The sequence below is a fragment of the Falsiroseomonas sp. genome, assembly GCF_041690465.1.
In the GTDB taxonomy this organism is placed as follows: Bacteria; Pseudomonadota; Alphaproteobacteria; order Acetobacterales; family Acetobacteraceae; genus Falsiroseomonas.
On record NZ_JAWLHG010000022.1, the window covers coordinates 31,218 to 46,858 of the forward strand.

Below are 15,641 nucleotides of genomic sequence, written 5' to 3' on the forward strand. Positions count from 1 at the left end.
CAGCACGAGACCAGGAGAACGGACGTGGCCATTCATTTCGTCGTCCATGACGAGGGCGACAGCGTAGGCGTGGTGGTGGTGGAGGGCCTGAAGTCTGGCACCCGCCTCAATGGCTGGATCATGGACCAGGACAAGATGATCGAGTTCGACGCCAAGTCGGACATCCCGATCGGCCACAAGCTGGCGATCAAGCCGATCAAGTCTCAGCTATCGCAGATGAGCAACTACCCACTGCGACCCCGCGCACCGCAGCCAACCACCCGCGTCAACTTCACCGCCGCAATCAGGCTCATAGAGTGAACAGCATTGGGGTTAGCTCTACACGTCAATGCGGCAGATCATGGAAGCGGAGTAACGCTATGCCCCGGTCCGGCCGCCCACCAATCGGCCCTCGTCCCATGACTTCCACCGAGCGTGCCCGCGCCTGTCGTGCCAGGAAGCGGGCCAGGAGGCTCGCCGAGCGGCCCGAGCTGGCGGAGGCGAAGGCGCTGACCTTGCTGACGTCCGGCGTGCTGACGGCCCCAGCAGCAGAGCAGCCCTCCCCAGCAGCGCCGGCAGGCTCCTCGAGGCTGAAGCCGTACAACAGCGCTTCCTGCCCGACCTGCCGCTCGCCCATCCTCGCCGTGCCCTCCGCCACCTGGAGGACTGAATCAGCGCCGCGCCGCGCGCCGCCGCCCACCGCGATGTGCGCGCTCGGCATCACCACCGCCGCGGCATTCGCGGGGGGGGGGCTCGCCATGATCGGCGTGCCATAGATGGTCGCCGCCCGAACGGCCGGGAACAGGACCAGCTTGATGTGGCCCGATGGACGCTGCATCATTGCCGCGCCGGCGCTCCGCCGGTTGCTCTCGGAGGAAATCGTTATGGCCTGGAAGGCCCCCAAGATCGTCGAAGTCTCCCTCGCGCTCGAGATCAACAGCTACGCCTGCGCCGAGATCGGCTGAGGCTGCCGCCCGGGGCCTGACTGCATGCTCCGGGTCATCGTGCTTGGCGCCGGTGCCGGCGGCGGGTTCCCGCAATGGAATTCCGCTGGGCCGGGCTGTTTGCGGTCGCGCGCAGGCGATCGCGCCGCCCCATCGCGGAGCCAAGCCAGCATAGCCGTATCTACCGACGGCGAGCGCTGGCTGGTGGTGAACGCCAGCCCGGACCTGCGACAACAGATCTCCGAAACGCGTGCGCTGCATCCGCGACCCGGCACGTTGCGCAATTCGCCGATCCAGGCAGTGCTGCTGACGGGGGCGGAGATCGATGCGATTGCGGGCCTTCTGCACCTGCGGGAACGGCAAGCCTTCACGTTGCTGGGCGCGCCATCGACGCTTGCTGTGCTCGATGCGAACCCGATCTTCCGCGCGCTAAGCCCTGACGTCGTCCTGCGCCGGGCCGTCGCGCTCGACGAACCCTTCGAGGCGCTCGGCATCTCCGTCACGGCCTATGCGGTGCCGGGCAAGGTGCCGCTCTTCGCCGAAGGCGCCGGCGACCCCGGCGTGGCGGAGGGCGGGGAGGCGATGGGCGTCGCGCTGTCCGCCGGCGGCGGCACGCTGCACTACGTCCCGGGCTGCGCGACGATGACGGACGCGCTCCGCGCGCGCCTGGCCGGCGCGGCCTGCGTCATGTTCGATGGCACGCTCTTCACCGACGACGAGATGATCCGCATCGGCGCCGGCCCCAAGACCGGTCGCCGCATGGGCCACATGCCGATGACGGGACCGGGCTCGACGCTCGAGGCCTTCGCCTCCATCTCCGTCGCGCGCCGCATCTTCGTCCACATCAACAACACGAACCCCGCCCTGCTGTCGGACAGCCCCGAACGCGCGCACCTCGCGGCCGCGGGCTGGGAGGTGGCGGAGGACGGGATGGAGATCCGCCTGTGAGCCTGCTGTCGCCGGAAGCGCTCGAAGCCTCCCTGCGCGCGATCGGGGAGGAGCGCTACCACATCCTCCACCCCTTCCATCACATGCTGCATGGCGGGAGGCTGACGAAGGGCCAGGTTCAGGCCTGGGCACTGAACCGCTACTACTACCAGGCCTCCATCCCCGCGAAGGACGCCTCGCTGCTCGCGCGGCTGCCGACGCCGGACCTCCGCCGCGAATGGCGCCGGCGCTTGGTGGACCATGACGGGGACGGCGTGCATCCCGGCGGCGTCGATCGCTGGCTCGCGCTGACCGACGGACTCGGCCTCGACCGCGACTATGTCGTCTCGCTGGAGGGCCTGCTGCCGGCGACGCGCTTCGCGGTGGACGCGTATGTCCGCTTCGTGCGGGAGAAATCGCTGCTGGAGGCGATCGCCTCGTCCCTGACGGAGATGTTCTCGCCCGACATCATCACGCAGCGCGTCTCGGGCATGCTGCGGAACTACGACTTCGTGACGCAGGACACGCTCGCCTACTTCACGCCGCGTCTGACCCAGGCGCCGCAGGACGTCGCCTTCGCGCTCTCCTACGTGAAGGAAAACGCCGACACGGCGGAGAAGCAGGCGCAGGTCCTGGCGGCGCTTCGCTTCAAATGCGATCTCCTCTGGGCGCAATTGGACGCGCTGCACTTCGCCTATGTGGCGCCCGGGCTGCCGCCGCCCGGCGCCTTCCGCCCATGACGCCGCGCTTCGCCCCCGGGGTTCGCCTGCACCATGACAAGGCGCGCGAGCGCTGGGTGGTCATGGCGCCGGAGCGGATGTTCGTGCCGGACGAGACGGCGCTGGAGGTGCTCCGCCTGGTCGACGGCGCACGCGATGTCGATGCGATCGTCGACGCGCTGGCCGCCAGGTTCGAGGCGCCACGGGACGTCATCGCGGCCGACGTGCTCGCCATGCTGGACGACCTGATCGCGCGCGGCGCGCTGCTGGCATGACCGCGCCGCTCGCGCTGCTGGCGGAGCTCACGCACCGGTGCCCGCTGCGCTGCCCCTATTGCTCGAACCCGGTCGAGCTCACGCGCGCCTCGGCCGAGCTGACGACGGCCGAATGGGCGCGCGTCTTCGAGGAAGCCGCGGCGCTCGGCTGCCTGCAGGTGCATCTCTCCGGCGGGGAGCCCACTGCGCGGCGCGACATCGTCGAGATCACCGCCGCCGCGCATGGCGCCGGCCTGTACACCAACCTGATCACGGCCGGCGTGCTGTTCGACTCGCCGCTCGTGGCGCGGCTGAAGGCGGCGGGCCTCGATCACGTCCAGCTCTCGGTGCAGGACGCGGACCCTTCCGGCGCCGAGCGCATCGGCGGCATGAAGGGTGCCCACGCCCGCAAGGACGCCGCAGCGCGCATGGTTCGCGAGGCCGGGCTGCCGCTGACGCTGAACGCCGTCGTCCACCGGCAGAACCTGCACAACCTGCCGCGGCTGATCGAGACGGCGCTCGCCTGGGGCGCCGCACGGCTCGAGGTCGCGCATGTGCAGTACTACGGCTGGGCGCTCGCAAACCGCGCCGCACTGCTGCCGACGCGCGAACAACTCGACGCCGCGACGCACGTGGTCGATGCGGCGCGGCAGGCTCATCGTGGCCGCCTGGTCATCGACTACGTGGTGCCCGACTACCATGCGGCGCGACCCAAGGCCTGCATGGGCGGCTGGGGCAACCGCTTCCTCGGCGTTTCGCCCGCCGGCCGCGTGCTGCCCTGCCACGCCGCGGAATCCGTCGCCGGCATGGCCTTCCCGAATGTGCGGGATACCTCGCTCCGAGAGGCCTGGGAGGACAGCGAGGCCTTCAACCGCTTCCGCGGCACGGCCTGGATGCCCGAACCCTGCCGGGGCTGCGAACGCGCCGAACGCGACTGGGGCGGCTGCCGCTGCCAGGCCTTCGCCCTGATCGGCGACGCCGCGGCCACGGATCCCGCCTGCGCCCTCTCACCCCACCACGGATTGCTCGCCGCTGCGCTTGCGGAGGCAGGCCAAGCCGAGTTCCGCTACCGCGAGTTCGGCTGACGCCCAAGCAGCACGGCGACCGGACCGGCCGTCGGCTCCCGGCCGGGCTCAGTCCAGATGCGAGAGATAATGCGCGAGCGCCGCGAGGTCGGCGTTGGAGAGGCCGAAGACCGCCCCGTTCATCTGCGAGTCGACGCCGACGCGGTTTCCATCGCGATACTCGGTCATGGCGCGGACGAGGTACTCCTCCCGCTGTGCGGCGAGGCGCGGAACCTGCTCGCGGCCCGCGAAGCCGGGTAGGTGGCAGACGCCGCAGTTCCGCGCCTCGGCCACCGCCCGGCCGGCCGCGAACAGCGCATCCTCGCGGGGCCCGCGGTCATCCGGCGGACCGGGCGGCAGGCTGGCATAATATGCTGCCAAGTCTTCCACGTCCTTGTCCGGCATGTTCGCCGCGAAGGCGAGCATCGCAGGCACTTGGCGTATCCCCTCGCGGAACAGGATCAGCTGCACCGTGACGTAGCCGGCTGGCTGGCCGGCGAGAGAGGGGATGTCGGCCATCTGGCTGCGGCCATCCGCGCCGTGGCAGTTGCCGCAGCTGTGCGCGGCGAGTTCGGCGCCGCGCCGGGCATCCTGAGCCACGGCCGCGCCGGAAAAGGCGGCGGCCATCACGGCCGCCGCCAGCAGGCTCAGCAGCATCAGCGCTGGTAAGTGATGCGGTAGATCGCGCCCATCTGCTCGCCGGCGACAAGCAGCGAGCCATCGCGCATCACATGCACGTCGACCGGCCGGTCGAGGAAGCGCTGGTTCGCGTCGTCGCGCAGCCCGGTCATGAATTCCTCGATCCGCGCCACATTGCCCTGTGCGTCGAGATGCGCGACCACCACGTCGTAGCCGGTCAGGCGCTCGCGATTCCAGGAGCCGCGGCGGGCGATGAAGATCTGATTCCGGTACTGCTCGGGGAACATCGTGCCGGTGTAGAAGCGCATGCCGAGCGCGGCAACATGCGGGCCGAGCAGCGCCGCGGGCTGGACGAATTCGCTGCAGTTGCGCCCGGCGTTGTGCTGCGGATCGGCGCTGCCGCCGGAGCAGAAGGGGAAGCCGTGATCCTCGCCGCTGCGCCGGATGCGGTGCAGCGTGTCGTTCGGCCAGTCATTGCCGGCCCAGTCGCGGCCGTTGTTGGTGGCCCAGAGCTCGCGCGTGACGGGGTGGTGCGCCATGCCGACGCTGTTGCGGATGCCGCGCGCCTCGATCCGGCGGTCGCTGCCGTCGGGCTTGAAGGAGACGAGCAGCGCGAACTGGTCGCGATCGAATTCGCAGATGTTACACTTCACGCCGACGTTCAGGTAGATCCGGCCGTCCGGGCCGAGCGCGGCAAATTTCCAATGATGGTTGCCGGCATGATCCTGCTCCGTCGGCAGGGCGAAGGCTGCCGTGAGATCCACAGGCGCGGGCACGTTGTCGAGGTTCGCCTCGATGTTGTCGTAGCGCAGCACGCGGTTGACGGCGAAGACGTAGAGGCTGTCGCCGATCATCACCAGGCCGTTCGGCTGAGGCAGGCCCTGCGCGATGATGCGCGTGCGCGTGGTGCCGTCCGCGTTGCGGCTGACGGCATAGACGCGGCCGATCGCACGCGTGCCGGCGAAGATCGTGCCGTTCGGCCCCTCGGCCATCATCCGGGCGCCGGGAATCCCGTGCGCGTAGATTTCGGCGCGGAAGCCCGCAGGCAAGCGGAGCGCCGATACGGGAACCTGTTCCCGCGGCGTCACCGTCAGGCGCGGCGCGTGCGGCGCAAGGGTGGAGCCCTCCGGCCGTCCGACTGCCCATCCCGGCACCGGCGCGGCTTGCTGCGCGAAGGCCGGGCCTGCAAGGAGGGCCGCAGCCAGGCCAAGCACAAGGCGTCTCATGTTCATGGCGTTTCCCCCACTGCCCGCTCCGGGCGTTGAGGTTAGATGGAAGAACGAAACTGCAGTTCCTGCAAGATCCGACTTCGAAAGCAAACCGTCATCGCGCGTGATTGCGCGAATTCCCCGGTGCGCACTTCTACCGCCGGCGAAATGCGTGCGGCCTGGAGCATCAACCGCGCCGCGCCGGTGGACGTCGGGCGCAGCACAGGGCGCGGGACGTTGCGCAGCGCGCGGCTGCCGAGATGCGCTGCGGTGAGGTTCGCCGAGTAGGCGTGCAGCCACTCCACGTCGGTCATGATCCAGCCGGAGATGTCGACCGCGCCCTGGCAGCTGGTCGACGGGTTCAACGCCTCGATGCCGGCCGCGCCGGCCAAGGCCATCGGTCCGGGCATCGAGCGGCCGTAGACCAGGGGATTGCCGGTCGCCGGCGCCCCATTGCATCGACCCGATCGGCGGCTGGCTGAGGCAGCGGGTCGGTGGCGGGCGCCTGGCTGGACCAACGGGCAGATGCTGATGTCGGACAGCGGCACGTCGGCGCCATCCGCCCAGGCCAGCCGCACACGGTCCGCGGCTTTTTCGCCTGCCTGAAGACGCATCAGGGCGTCACGGTCGAGGTCGCCGACCGCATCCGCCGGGCCGGGCGGGGCAGGCGCCCTGCGCTACGCGGTCGAGCTGTGTCGGCTCTCGACCATGGAGCAGGGGCGTTGCGAGCTCGGGCTGGAGGCACACCGCCGGCCGGCTTCCACGCTTGCGCGAGCCACCTGACCCCTCGTCGCTCGCCGAGCTGCAACCACCTATGAGCGGCCACGCTGCAGCGGGAGTGTCCCGCTGAGCGCTACCTGGAGCTGGTTGCATGAATGGCCCGTCTGAATACGTCCCGCCCGAGGTCTGGACCTGGAACAAGGCCAACGGCGGCCGCTTCGCGAACATCAACCGCCCGATCGCGGGACCGACCCATGAGAAGGAACTGCCGGTCGGCCGTCACCCGCTCCAGCTTTACTCCCAGGGAACGCCGAATGGGGTGAAGGTAACCGTCATGCTGGAGGAGCTCCTCGCCCTCGGTCATCAAGGCGCCGAGTATGACGCCTGGTTGATCCGGATTGGCGAGGGCGCGCAGTTCAGCAGCGGCTTTGTTGCAGTGAACCCCAACTCGAAGATCCCGGCGCTGGTCGACCGCAGCGGACCGACGCCGATCCGGATCTTCGAGTCCGGCGCGATCCTCGTCCATCTTGCGGAGGGGTTCGGTGCCTTCCTGCCGACGGCGGGGGCTGCGCGTGCGGAATGCCTCTCCTGGCTGTTCTGGCAAATGGGTAGCGCGCCCTATCTCGGCGGGGGTTTCGGCCACTTCTATGCCTATGCGCCGACGAAGATGGAGTATCCGATCGACCGGTTCACCATGGAGGTGAAGCGCCAGCTGGATGTGCTCGATCGTCGCCTGGCCGGCAGCCCCTATGTGGCCGGGGACGAGTACACGATCGCCGACATGGCGATCTGGCCGTGGTATGGCGGTCTGGTGAAGGGCTGGCTCTATGGCGCCGCCGAGTTCCTCGAAGTGAAATCCTACAAGCATGTGCAGCGCTGGGCGGACCTGATCGGCGAGCGTCCGGCGGTGCAGCGCGGACGCATGGTCAACCGCACATCTGGCGACCCTGCGAGCCAGCTCTGGGAGCGGCACGACGCCAGCGACTTCGACACCAAGACCCAGGACAAGCTGAAGGCCGCCGAATAGCCGCCGGCGAGAGGGGCTATCTTCCGAGCCTTACCCTCTTCACCACCGAGCAACATCGTTGATCGGGGCGATCTGGTCGGCCACGTCGCGCCCGGTGTAGCTCCCCGCGCGCTGAAACCATAGTCGTTGCGGGTCCGCTTCGCCTGGGCAGGGGCGCCCTCAGGCCTGCCAATCCGGCTGCGTGACCTCGCGCCTTCGGAAGCGACGCCCCGATCGCGGTTAACTTCTCTTCGGTTAATTCGCATTTTGCGTTGCACCATCAGTGCTTTCCGCCGAGGAGCCGAACTTGCACCGACCCGCTGGGCCGCGTAGATGCGCGAAGCTGAGCTCGCCAAGGAGGAAAACGGCATGGCCGAGGCTGCCACCCGGAAGCCGCGCGGAAAGGGGGCGAAGGAGCCCGCTATCACCCGCGAGCAGCTGATGCGCGCCTATCGCGATATGCTGCTGATCCGCCGCTTCGAGGAGAAGGCCGGGCAGCTCTACGGCATGGGCCTGATCGGCGGCTTCTGCCACCTCTATATCGGCCAGGAGGCCGTGGTGGTGGGCTTGCAGATGTGCCTGAAGGAGGGCGACCAGGTCATTACCTCCTACCGCGATCACGGACACATGCTGGCCACCGGCATGGAGGCGCGCGGCGTCATGGCAGAGCTGACCGGACGCATCGGCGGTTACTCCAAGGGCAAGGGCGGCTCGATGCACATGTTCAGCCGCGAGAAGGGCTTCTTCGGCGGCCACGGCATCGTCGGCGCGCAAGTCTCGCTTGGCACCGGGCTGGGCTTCGCGAACTGGTATCGCGGCACCGACAACGTTTCCGTCACCTATTTTGGCGAGGGCGCGTCGAACCAGGGCCAGGTCTTCGAGAGCTTCAACCTGGCCGCGCTGATGAAGCTGCCGGTGATCTTCGTGATCGAGAACAACAAGTACGGCATGGGCACCAGCGTCGAGCGTGCTTCCGCCTCGCGCGACCTGTCGAGGAACGGTGCACCCTGGGGCATCCCGGGCGAACAGGTGAACGGAATGGACGTGATCGCGGTGAAGGAAGCCGGCGAGCGCGCCGTCGCCCACTGCCGCGCCGGCAACGGCCCCTACCTGCTGGAGATGAAGACCTACCGCTATCGCGGCCACTCCATGTCCGACCCGGCGAAATACCGAACCCGGGAGGAAGTGCAGAAGATGCGTGAGCAGAACGACTGCATCGAGACCGCGCGCAAGCTGCTGCTGGATTCGCATGGCGTGCCGGAATCTGAACTGAAGGTGATCGACGACGAGGTGAAGGGCATCGTGCAGGACGCCGCGGATTTCGCGCAGACCTCGCCCGAGCCGGATGAAAGCGAGCTCTACACCGACATCCTGCTCGAGAAGGCGCGCTGAGATGACGCAGATCCTGATGCCTGCGCTGTCGCCGACCATGACGGAAGGCAAGCTTGCCCGCTGGCTGAAGAAGGAAGGCGACAACGTGCGCGCCGGGGACGTCATCGCCGAGATCGAGACCGACAAGGCGACCATGGAGGTCGAAGCGGTGGACGAGGGCACGCTGACCGCGATCCTGGTGCCCGAGGGCACCGATGCCGTCGCGGTGAACACGCCGATCGCGGAGCTGAACGGCGGCGCCGGTGCCGGTGCGGCAGGGCCCACCGAGAAGGCGCCCGCGCAGCGCGAAGCCGCCGCCCCGCTGCCGAAGGCCGAGGATCACGGCGCCGTCGCGGCCCGGGGCCAGGACAGGAATGAGGGTGCCGCCAGCCTGCCCGCCCAGCCCAAGGCCGCGGCGCCCGAGAAGGATTGGGGCGCGACGAAGCCCATTACCGTGCGCGAGGCGCTGCGCGACGCCATGGCGGCTGAGATGCGCGCCGACAAGGACGTGTTCCTGATGGGCGAGGAGGTCGCCCAGTACCAGGGCGCCTACAAGATCAGCCAGGGCCTGCTGGAGGAGTTCGGCCCGAAGCGGGTGATCGACACGCCGATCACCGAGCACGGCTTCACCGGCATGGCAGTCGGCGCGGCCTTCACCGGGCTGAAGCCGATCGTCGAATTCATGACCTTCAACTTCTCGATGCAGGCGATCGACCAGATCATCAACAGCGCCGCCAAGACGCTCTACATGTCCGGCGGCCAGCTCGGCTGTCCGATCACCTTCCGCGGCCCCAACGGCGCCGCCGCGCGCGTCGCCGCGCAGCACAGCCAGGAGTACGCGTCCTGGTATGCGCATATACCGGGGCTGAAGGTGATCTCACCCTGGTCGGCGGCGGATGCGAAGGGCCTGCTGCGGGCCGCCATCCGCGACCCCAACCCGGTGATCTTCCTGGAGAACGAGATCCTCTACGGGCAGACCTTCGACTGCCCGACGGACGAGGATTTCGTGCTGCCGATCGGCCAGGCGAAGGTGGAGCGCGCGGGCAGCGACGTCACGCTGGTCTCCTTCTCCATCACCGTCGGGCTCTGCATGCAGGCGGCCGAGGCGCTGGCGGCGCAGGGCATCAGCGCGGAGGTGATCAACCTGCGCACCATCCGTCCGCTCGACATCGCGACCATCGCGCGCAGCGTGAAGAAGACCAACCGCATCGTCACCGTCGAGGAAGGCTGGCCCTTCGCCGGGATCGGCTCGGAGATCGTGATGCAGGTGCTCGAGAACTGCTTCGACGACCTCGACGCGCCGCCGGTGCGCGTCTGTGGCGAAGACGTGCCGATGCCCTATGCGGCGAACCTCGAGAAGCTGGCGCTGCCGCGGCTCGAGCAGGTCGTCGCGGCGGTGCGCAAAGTCACCTACAAGTAGGAGCGCGCACAGATGGCCACGAACATCCTGATGCCAGCGCTCTCGCCCACCATGACGGAGGGCACCCTCGCGCGCTGGCTGAAGAAGGAAGGCGAGGCGGTCAAGGCCGGCGACATCATCGCCGAGATCGAGACCGACAAGGCGACCATGGAAGTGGAAGCCGTGGATGAGGGCGTCCTCGGCAAGATCGTCGTTGCCGGCGGCACCGCGGGCGTGAAGGTCAATGACGTGATCGCCGTGCTGGTCGAACCCGGCGAGAAGGCCGATGCCGTGCCCGCCGCGAAGCCCGCGCCGGCGCCGGCCACGCCAAAGACCGAGCCGGCGCCTGCGCCTGCGCCGAGGGCGGAGGCGCCCGTGCAGGCCACCACGCCTTCCGTGGCGCCAGCGGCGAATGGCCACTCCGGCGGCGACCGCATCATCGCCTCGCCGCTCGCGAAGCGAATGGCGCAGCAGGCGGGGATCGAGCTGTCGGGCCTCAACGGCAGCGGCCCGAACGGACGCATCGTGAAAGCGGATATCGAGGCGGCGCTGGCGAAGGGGCCGGCAGCCAAGGCCGCCCCGGCCCCGCAGGCCCAGGCTGCACCGGCAGCCGCACCCGCACCGGCCCCGAGGGCGCCGGCAGCCCCGGTCAACCTTGCCGCCCTTGGGCCGCACCAGGCGGTGCCGCACAGCACGATGCGCAAGGTCATCGCGCGACGGCTCTCGGAGTCGAAGGCGACCATCCCGCATTTCTACGTCACCATGGATATCGAGCTGGATGCGCTGCTGAAGCTGCGCGGCCAGCTCAACGCTGCCTCGCCCAAGGAAGGGCCGGGCGCGTTCAAGCTCTCGGTCAACGACCTGGTGATCAAGGCGGCGGCGGTGACGCTTCGGCGCATCCCGAAGGTCAACGCCTCCTGGACGGACGAGGCGGCGATCCTCTACGACGATGTGGACATCTCGGTCGCCGTCAGCATCCCGGACGGGCTGATCACGCCGATCATCCGCAAGGCCGACCAGAAGGGCCTCGCCGCGATCAGCGCCGAGATGAAGGACCTTGCCGCGCGCGCGAAATCCGGCAAGCTGAAGCCTGAGGAGTTCCAGGGCGGCGGCTTCAGCATCTCCAACATGGGGATGTACGGCGTCAGCGACTTCAGCGCGATCATCAATCCGCCGCAGGCCGGCATCCTGGCAGTGAGCGCAGGCCAGCAGCGACCGGTGGTGAAGGACGGCGCACTGGCGGTCGCCACGGTGATGACCTGCACGCTCAGCGTTGACCATCGCATCGTGGATGGTGCGCTGGCGGCGGAGTGGATCGCGGAGTTCAAGCGCATCGTCGAGCAGCCGCTGAGCCTGATGCTGTAGGCATGGCGGACCGCCTTCGCCTGCGCGATGCGGGGCGCGAGGATCTGCGCCTCGTGCTTCGCTTCATCCGTGCGCTCGCGGAGTACGAGCGGTTGGCGCACGAAGTCCGCGCGGATGAAGCGACGCTGGCGAGGTTCCTGTTCGAGGAACCGCGCCGCGCCGAAGCCCTGATCGCGGAATGGGATGGCGAGCCGGTTGGCTTCGCCGTGTGGTACTACAGCTTCTCGACCTTCATCGGCCGCCCCTCGCTCTATGTCGAGGATGTCTTCGTGGATCCGGCGCTGCGCGGGAAGGGGATCGGCACGGCGATATTCGGCCATCTCGCTTCGCGTGCGCTGGCGCAGGGCTGCGGGCGGATGGAATGGTCCGTGCTGGACTGGAACGCGCCCTCGATCGCCTTCTACCGCGCCATCGGCGCGAAGCCGCGCGAGGGCTGGACGCTGCAGCAACTGACCGGTGATGCGCTTGCCGCGCTCGCCGCACGGCAAGGATGACACCCATGGCCGAGACATTCGACATCGTGGTGGTGGGCGGCGGACCCGGCGGCTATGTCGCGGCGATCCGCGCCAGCCAGCTCGGCATGAAGACAGCGCTGGTCGAACGCGAGAACCTCGGCGGCATCTGCCTCAACTGGGGCTGCATCCCGACCAAGGCGCTGCTGCGGGCCAGCGAGATCAACCACCTGCTGCACTCGCTCGACCAGTACGGCTTTGCCGCCGACAACATCCGGTTCGACTTCAACAAGGTCATCAAGCGCAGCCGCGGCGTGGCGGGCCAGCTCTCGGCCGGCGTGAAGCACCTGATGAAGAAGAACAAGGTGACGGTGTTCGATGGCCACGGCAAGCTCGCTGGGCCTGGCAAGCTGGCCGTCACCAAGGACGGCAAGCCGGTCGCGGAGATCGCGGCCAAGCACATCATCCTCGCCACCGGCGCGCGCGCGCGAGTCATCCCTGGGATGGAGCCGGACGGCAAGCTGATCTGGACCTACCGCGAGGCGATGACGCCGGCCGCCATGCCGAAGTCGCTGATCGTGGTCGGGTCCGGCGCCATCGGGTCGGAGTTCGCCAGCTTCTACCTCAACATGGGCGCGCAGGTGACGCTCGTCGAAGTGGTGGATCGCATCCTGCCGGTGGAGGATGAGGAGATCTCGGCCTTCGTCGCCAAGTCCTTCACCAAGCAGGGCATGAAGCTGCTGACCGGCGCCCGCGTGCAGGGCGTGCGGAAGAACGCCGACAGCGTCACCGCCGTGATCGAGGCTGGCGGCAAGGTGCAGGAGATCACGGCCGACCGCCTGATCTCCGCCGTCGGCATCGTCGGCAATGTCGAGGATCTCGGGCTGGAAGGCACGAAGGTGAAGGTCGAGAAGACGCATGTCGTCACCGACCCCTTCGGCAACACGGGCGAGCCCGGCGTGTACGCCATCGGCGACCTCTGCGGTCCGCCCTGGCTGGCGCACAAGGCGAGCCACGAGGCGATCATCACCGTCGAGGCGATCGCAGGCAGGCACCCGCATGCGATGGACGTGCTGAACATCCCCGGCTGCACCTATTGCCGGCCGCAGGTGGCCAGCGTCGGCCTCACCGAGGCGAAGGCGAAGGAACTCGGCCATGAGGTCCGCGTCGGCCGCTTCCCCTTCATCGGCAACGGCAAGGCCATCGCCATGGGCGAGCCGGAAGGGCTGGTGAAGACGGTGTTCGATGCGAAGACCGGCGAGCTGCTCGGCGCCCACATGGCCGGGCCGGAAGTCACCGAGCTGATCCAGGGCTACGGCATCGCCCGTACCCTGGAATCCACCGAGGTCGAGCTGATGCATACCGTCTTCCCGCATCCGACCGTGTCGGAGACGATGCACGAGGCGGTGCTGGACGCCTATGGCCGGGTCATCCACATCTGATTGACGCGGGGCACCGGCAGCGCCAAGTCACGGCCATGACCACGCGCGTGGAAATCGACCATCGCCGGACCGGGGCCGAACGGCACCCGGAGAAGGCAAACCGTCCCGACAACCCGATCCAGCGGAAGCCCGCCTGGATCCGGGTGAAGGCGCCCACCAGCCCGGTCTATCGCGAGACCCAGGCGCTGATGCGCGAGCACAAGCTGGTCACCGTCTGCGAGGAAGCCGCCTGCCCGAACATCGGCGAGTGCTGGTCGCAGCGCCACGCCACCATGATGATCATGGGCGAGACCTGCACCCGCGCCTGCGCCTTCTGCAATGTCGCCACCGGCATTCCCAGGCCGCTCGATGCGGACGAGCCGCGGCGCGTGGGTGACGCGGTGGCCAGGCTCGGGCTCAAGCACGTCGTCGTCACCAGCGTGGACCGCGACGACCTGGCCGATGGTGGCGCGGAACATTTCGCAGAGACCATCCGTGCCATCCGACAGGCGACCCCGACCACCACGATCGAGATCCTGACGCCCGACTTCCTGCGCAAGGACGGCGCGCTGGAGGTGGTGGTGGCCGCGCGGCCGGACGTGTTCAACCACAACCTCGAGACCGTGCCGGCGCTCTACCCCACCATCCGCCCTGGCGCGCGCTACTACCACTCGCTGCGGCTGCTGGACCGGGTGAAGCAGCTCGACCCCTCCATCTTCACGAAGTCCGGCCTGATGGTCGGGCTCGGCGAGGAGCGGATCGAGGTGTTGCAGGTGATGGACGATTTGCGCAGCGCGGAGGTGGATTTCCTGACCATCGGACAATACCTGCAGCCAACGGTGAAGCACGCCGCGGTGGACCGCTTCGTCACGCCCGAGGAGTTCGAGGACTATGCCAGGGTCGCGCGCGGCAAGGGGTTCCTGCTGGTGTCCGCGACGCCGTTGACTCGCAGCTCCTATCACGCCGACCGCGACTTCGCCGCGCTGCGAAGCGCGCGCGACGAGCAGCTATGTGCGGCGCGCGACGCGGCACCCAAGGCCGCCTGATGCCGACCCATGCCGAGAAGAAGGTGCTGGCGTACTCGCCGGAACAACTCTTCGACATGGTGGCCGATGTGCGCCGCTATCCGGAGTTCCTGCCCTGGTGCGTCGGCGCGCGGGTTGTCTCCCGCACCGACAGCGAGTTGATCGCGGACCTCACCATCGGCTTCAAGATGTTCCGCGAGACCTTCCGCAGCCAGGTCACGCTGGAGCGCCCGCACCACGTGCACGTCCGCTACCTCAACGGCCCTTTCCGCTACCTGAACAACCATTGGCGCTTCAACCCCGGCCCCAACGGGACCGAGGTCGATTTCTTCGTGGATTTCGAGTTCAAGTCGCGCCTGCTGCAGGCGGTGATCGGCACCGTCTTCAACGAGGCGGTGCGCCTGATGGTCCGCGCCTTCGAGCGGCGGGCGATGGTGCTGTACGGGCGGGACCGCGTGCGCACCGCACCGACGGAGCCGGCCCCCTCGACGTCGGGCTGAGGCGGCAGGTCGCCGCCTCCCCCGGACTCGCGGATTACCTGGCCGGCGCGCCGCCGCAGCGGTTGCGCAGCCTGCCGCCATCGGCGATCGCCATGGCCACCAGGATCTCGTCCGGCCGGGGCGCATCGGCCATGGCGACGGTGATCGCGTCGAAATGCGCGAAGCTCCAGGGGTCGTCCTTGTGGCCAAGCGGGATGTCCACCGGCGTCCCCGCTGCTGCCACCTTCACCACGCTGCCGATCAGCGCCTGGCCGCCGCCGAGCGCCGCGCGCATCGGCTTGCCGAGCCGAGGATGCACGCAGGCGCCGCCATGCTCCACCTCCCCGGCGACGCCCACCACCGCGGCCTTGCCGTAGGAGACGGCCGGCCCGGACAGCAGCGCGACGAGGCCCGGCATCAGCCGCTCGCCCAACTCGGCGCCAGCTGCCCAGAGCGGCGTCAGATCCTCCACTGCGGCCTGCCCGGCGAAGGGGTTGCGGATGGCCGCGAGGGCCACGGCGCGCACCACAGGCCGCTCCGGCACGGTACCGAGTTCCCCGTGGATTTCCTCCCGCCAAGTGGCGAGCTTGCGGATGTGCAGCATGTCGGGCTCTCCGTGACCGCGGCCATGCTGCCACGGCGCGCCCGGCACATCACGCCCGGCGGCAC

At 68.8% G+C, this 15,641-nt stretch carries 19 protein-coding genes; 14 read left to right on the forward strand and 5 right to left on the reverse strand.

Annotated elements, in window-relative coordinates:
* Window positions 1-24 precede the first annotated feature (24 nt).
* The gene (locus tag ACESM1_RS19230; protein WP_372622825.1) at window positions 25-300 is read left to right on the forward strand and encodes a hypothetical protein; all 276 of its coding nucleotides are present in this window, start codon (window positions 25-27) and stop codon (window positions 298-300) included.
* A gap of 25 nt (window positions 301-325) precedes the next feature.
* On the opposite strand, the gene ACESM1_RS19235 is transcribed toward ACESM1_RS19230, so the two are convergent.
* Complete coding sequence (locus tag ACESM1_RS19235) at window positions 326-739, reverse strand: hypothetical protein (protein ID WP_372622826.1); 414 nt, start codon at window positions 737-739, stop codon at window positions 326-328.
* 124 nt (window positions 740-863) lie between these two features.
* Here ACESM1_RS19235 and pqqA point away from each other — a divergent pair, with 124 nt between their 5' ends.
* Genes pqqA through pqqE form a run of 5 tightly spaced genes read left to right on the forward strand, consistent with a single transcriptional unit; the run spans window position 864 to window position 3,908 of the window.
* The gene (gene pqqA, locus ACESM1_RS19240) at window positions 864-944 is read left to right on the forward strand and encodes a pyrroloquinoline quinone precursor peptide PqqA (protein ID WP_372622873.1); all 81 of its coding nucleotides are present in this window, start codon (window positions 864-866) and stop codon (window positions 942-944) included.
* A gap of 24 nt (window positions 945-968) precedes the next feature.
* Window positions 969-1,871 (forward strand): pyrroloquinoline quinone biosynthesis protein PqqB, encoded by a 903-nt coding sequence (pqqB, locus tag ACESM1_RS19245; RefSeq protein ID WP_372622827.1) that lies wholly within the window; start codon window positions 969-971, stop codon window positions 1,869-1,871.
* Entirely contained in the window at window positions 1,868-2,590 is a 723-nt protein-coding gene (pqqC, locus tag ACESM1_RS19250; protein ID WP_372622828.1) for a pyrroloquinoline-quinone synthase PqqC, read from the forward strand. The genes pqqB and pqqC overlap by 4 nt, the downstream gene beginning before the upstream one ends.
* Window positions 2,587-2,844, forward strand: a complete 258-nt coding sequence (pqqD, locus tag ACESM1_RS19255; RefSeq protein WP_372622829.1) for a pyrroloquinoline quinone biosynthesis peptide chaperone PqqD — start codon at window positions 2,587-2,589, stop codon at window positions 2,842-2,844. Before pqqC ends, pqqD begins: the two co-directional genes overlap by 4 nt.
* Window positions 2,841-3,908: a pyrroloquinoline quinone biosynthesis protein PqqE gene (pqqE, locus tag ACESM1_RS19260; RefSeq protein WP_372622830.1), complete on the forward strand. Its 1,068-nt coding sequence runs from the start codon at window positions 2,841-2,843 to the stop codon at window positions 3,906-3,908. Before pqqD ends, pqqE begins: the two co-directional genes overlap by 4 nt.
* A 48-nt stretch (window positions 3,909-3,956) precedes the next feature.
* Here the strand turns inward: pqqE and ACESM1_RS19265 are convergent, their stop codons facing one another.
* From ACESM1_RS19265 to ACESM1_RS19275, 3 genes are read right to left on the reverse strand one after another with little or no spacing between them, the layout of a single operon-like run.
* Window positions 3,957-4,544, reverse strand: coding sequence for a c-type cytochrome (locus ACESM1_RS19265; protein ID WP_372622831.1), 588 nt, complete (start codon window positions 4,542-4,544; stop codon window positions 3,957-3,959).
* On the reverse strand, window positions 4,544-5,752 hold the full coding sequence (locus ACESM1_RS19270; RefSeq protein ID WP_372622832.1) for a PQQ-dependent sugar dehydrogenase: 1,209 nt from the start codon (window positions 5,750-5,752) through the stop codon (window positions 4,544-4,546). The genes ACESM1_RS19265 and ACESM1_RS19270 overlap by 1 nt, the downstream gene beginning before the upstream one ends.
* Window positions 5,753-5,793: 41 nt before the next feature.
* Window positions 5,794-6,348: a hypothetical protein gene (locus tag ACESM1_RS19275; RefSeq protein ID WP_372622833.1), complete on the reverse strand. Its 555-nt coding sequence runs from the start codon at window positions 6,346-6,348 to the stop codon at window positions 5,794-5,796.
* Window positions 6,349-6,605: 257 nt separating this feature from the next.
* On the opposite strand from ACESM1_RS19275, the gene yghU reads away from it, so the two are divergent.
* The 8 genes from yghU to ACESM1_RS19315 all read left to right on the forward strand — a co-directional run bounded on the left by yghU (window position 6,606) and on the right by ACESM1_RS19315 (window position 14,993).
* Entirely contained in the window at window positions 6,606-7,481 is an 876-nt protein-coding gene (yghU, locus tag ACESM1_RS19280; RefSeq protein ID WP_372622834.1) for a glutathione-dependent disulfide-bond oxidoreductase, read from the forward strand.
* Between the two features lie 348 nt (window positions 7,482-7,829).
* Entirely contained in the window at window positions 7,830-8,852 is a 1,023-nt protein-coding gene (pdhA, locus tag ACESM1_RS19285) for a pyruvate dehydrogenase (acetyl-transferring) E1 component subunit alpha (protein ID WP_372622835.1), read from the forward strand.
* A 1-nt stretch (window position 8,853) separates the two neighbouring features.
* On the forward strand, window positions 8,854-10,251 hold the full coding sequence (locus ACESM1_RS19290; protein ID WP_372622836.1) for a pyruvate dehydrogenase complex E1 component subunit beta: 1,398 nt from the start codon (window positions 8,854-8,856) through the stop codon (window positions 10,249-10,251).
* 12 nt (window positions 10,252-10,263) lie between these two features.
* Complete coding sequence (locus ACESM1_RS19295; protein WP_372622837.1) at window positions 10,264-11,595, forward strand: pyruvate dehydrogenase complex dihydrolipoamide acetyltransferase; 1,332 nt, start codon at window positions 10,264-10,266, stop codon at window positions 11,593-11,595.
* Window positions 11,596-11,597: 2 nt separating this feature from the next.
* Window positions 11,598-12,089 (forward strand): GNAT family N-acetyltransferase, encoded by a 492-nt coding sequence (locus ACESM1_RS19300; protein WP_372622838.1) that lies wholly within the window; start codon window positions 11,598-11,600, stop codon window positions 12,087-12,089.
* 5 nt (window positions 12,090-12,094) lie between these two features.
* Entirely contained in the window at window positions 12,095-13,489 is a 1,395-nt protein-coding gene (gene lpdA / locus ACESM1_RS19305; protein ID WP_372622839.1) for a dihydrolipoyl dehydrogenase, read from the forward strand.
* Between the two features lie 35 nt (window positions 13,490-13,524).
* Window positions 13,525-14,514, forward strand: coding sequence for a lipoyl synthase (lipA, locus tag ACESM1_RS19310; RefSeq protein WP_372622840.1), 990 nt, complete (start codon window positions 13,525-13,527; stop codon window positions 14,512-14,514).
* On the forward strand, window positions 14,514-14,993 hold the full coding sequence (locus tag ACESM1_RS19315) for a type II toxin-antitoxin system RatA family toxin (RefSeq protein WP_372622841.1): 480 nt from the start codon (window positions 14,514-14,516) through the stop codon (window positions 14,991-14,993). The genes lipA and ACESM1_RS19315 overlap by 1 nt, the downstream gene beginning before the upstream one ends.
* 34 nt (window positions 14,994-15,027) lie before the next feature.
* On the opposite strand, the gene ACESM1_RS19320 is transcribed toward ACESM1_RS19315, so the two are convergent.
* Window positions 15,028-15,576: an amino acid synthesis family protein gene (locus ACESM1_RS19320; RefSeq protein WP_372622842.1), complete on the reverse strand. Its 549-nt coding sequence runs from the start codon at window positions 15,574-15,576 to the stop codon at window positions 15,028-15,030.
* Window positions 15,577-15,641 lie beyond the last annotated feature (65 nt).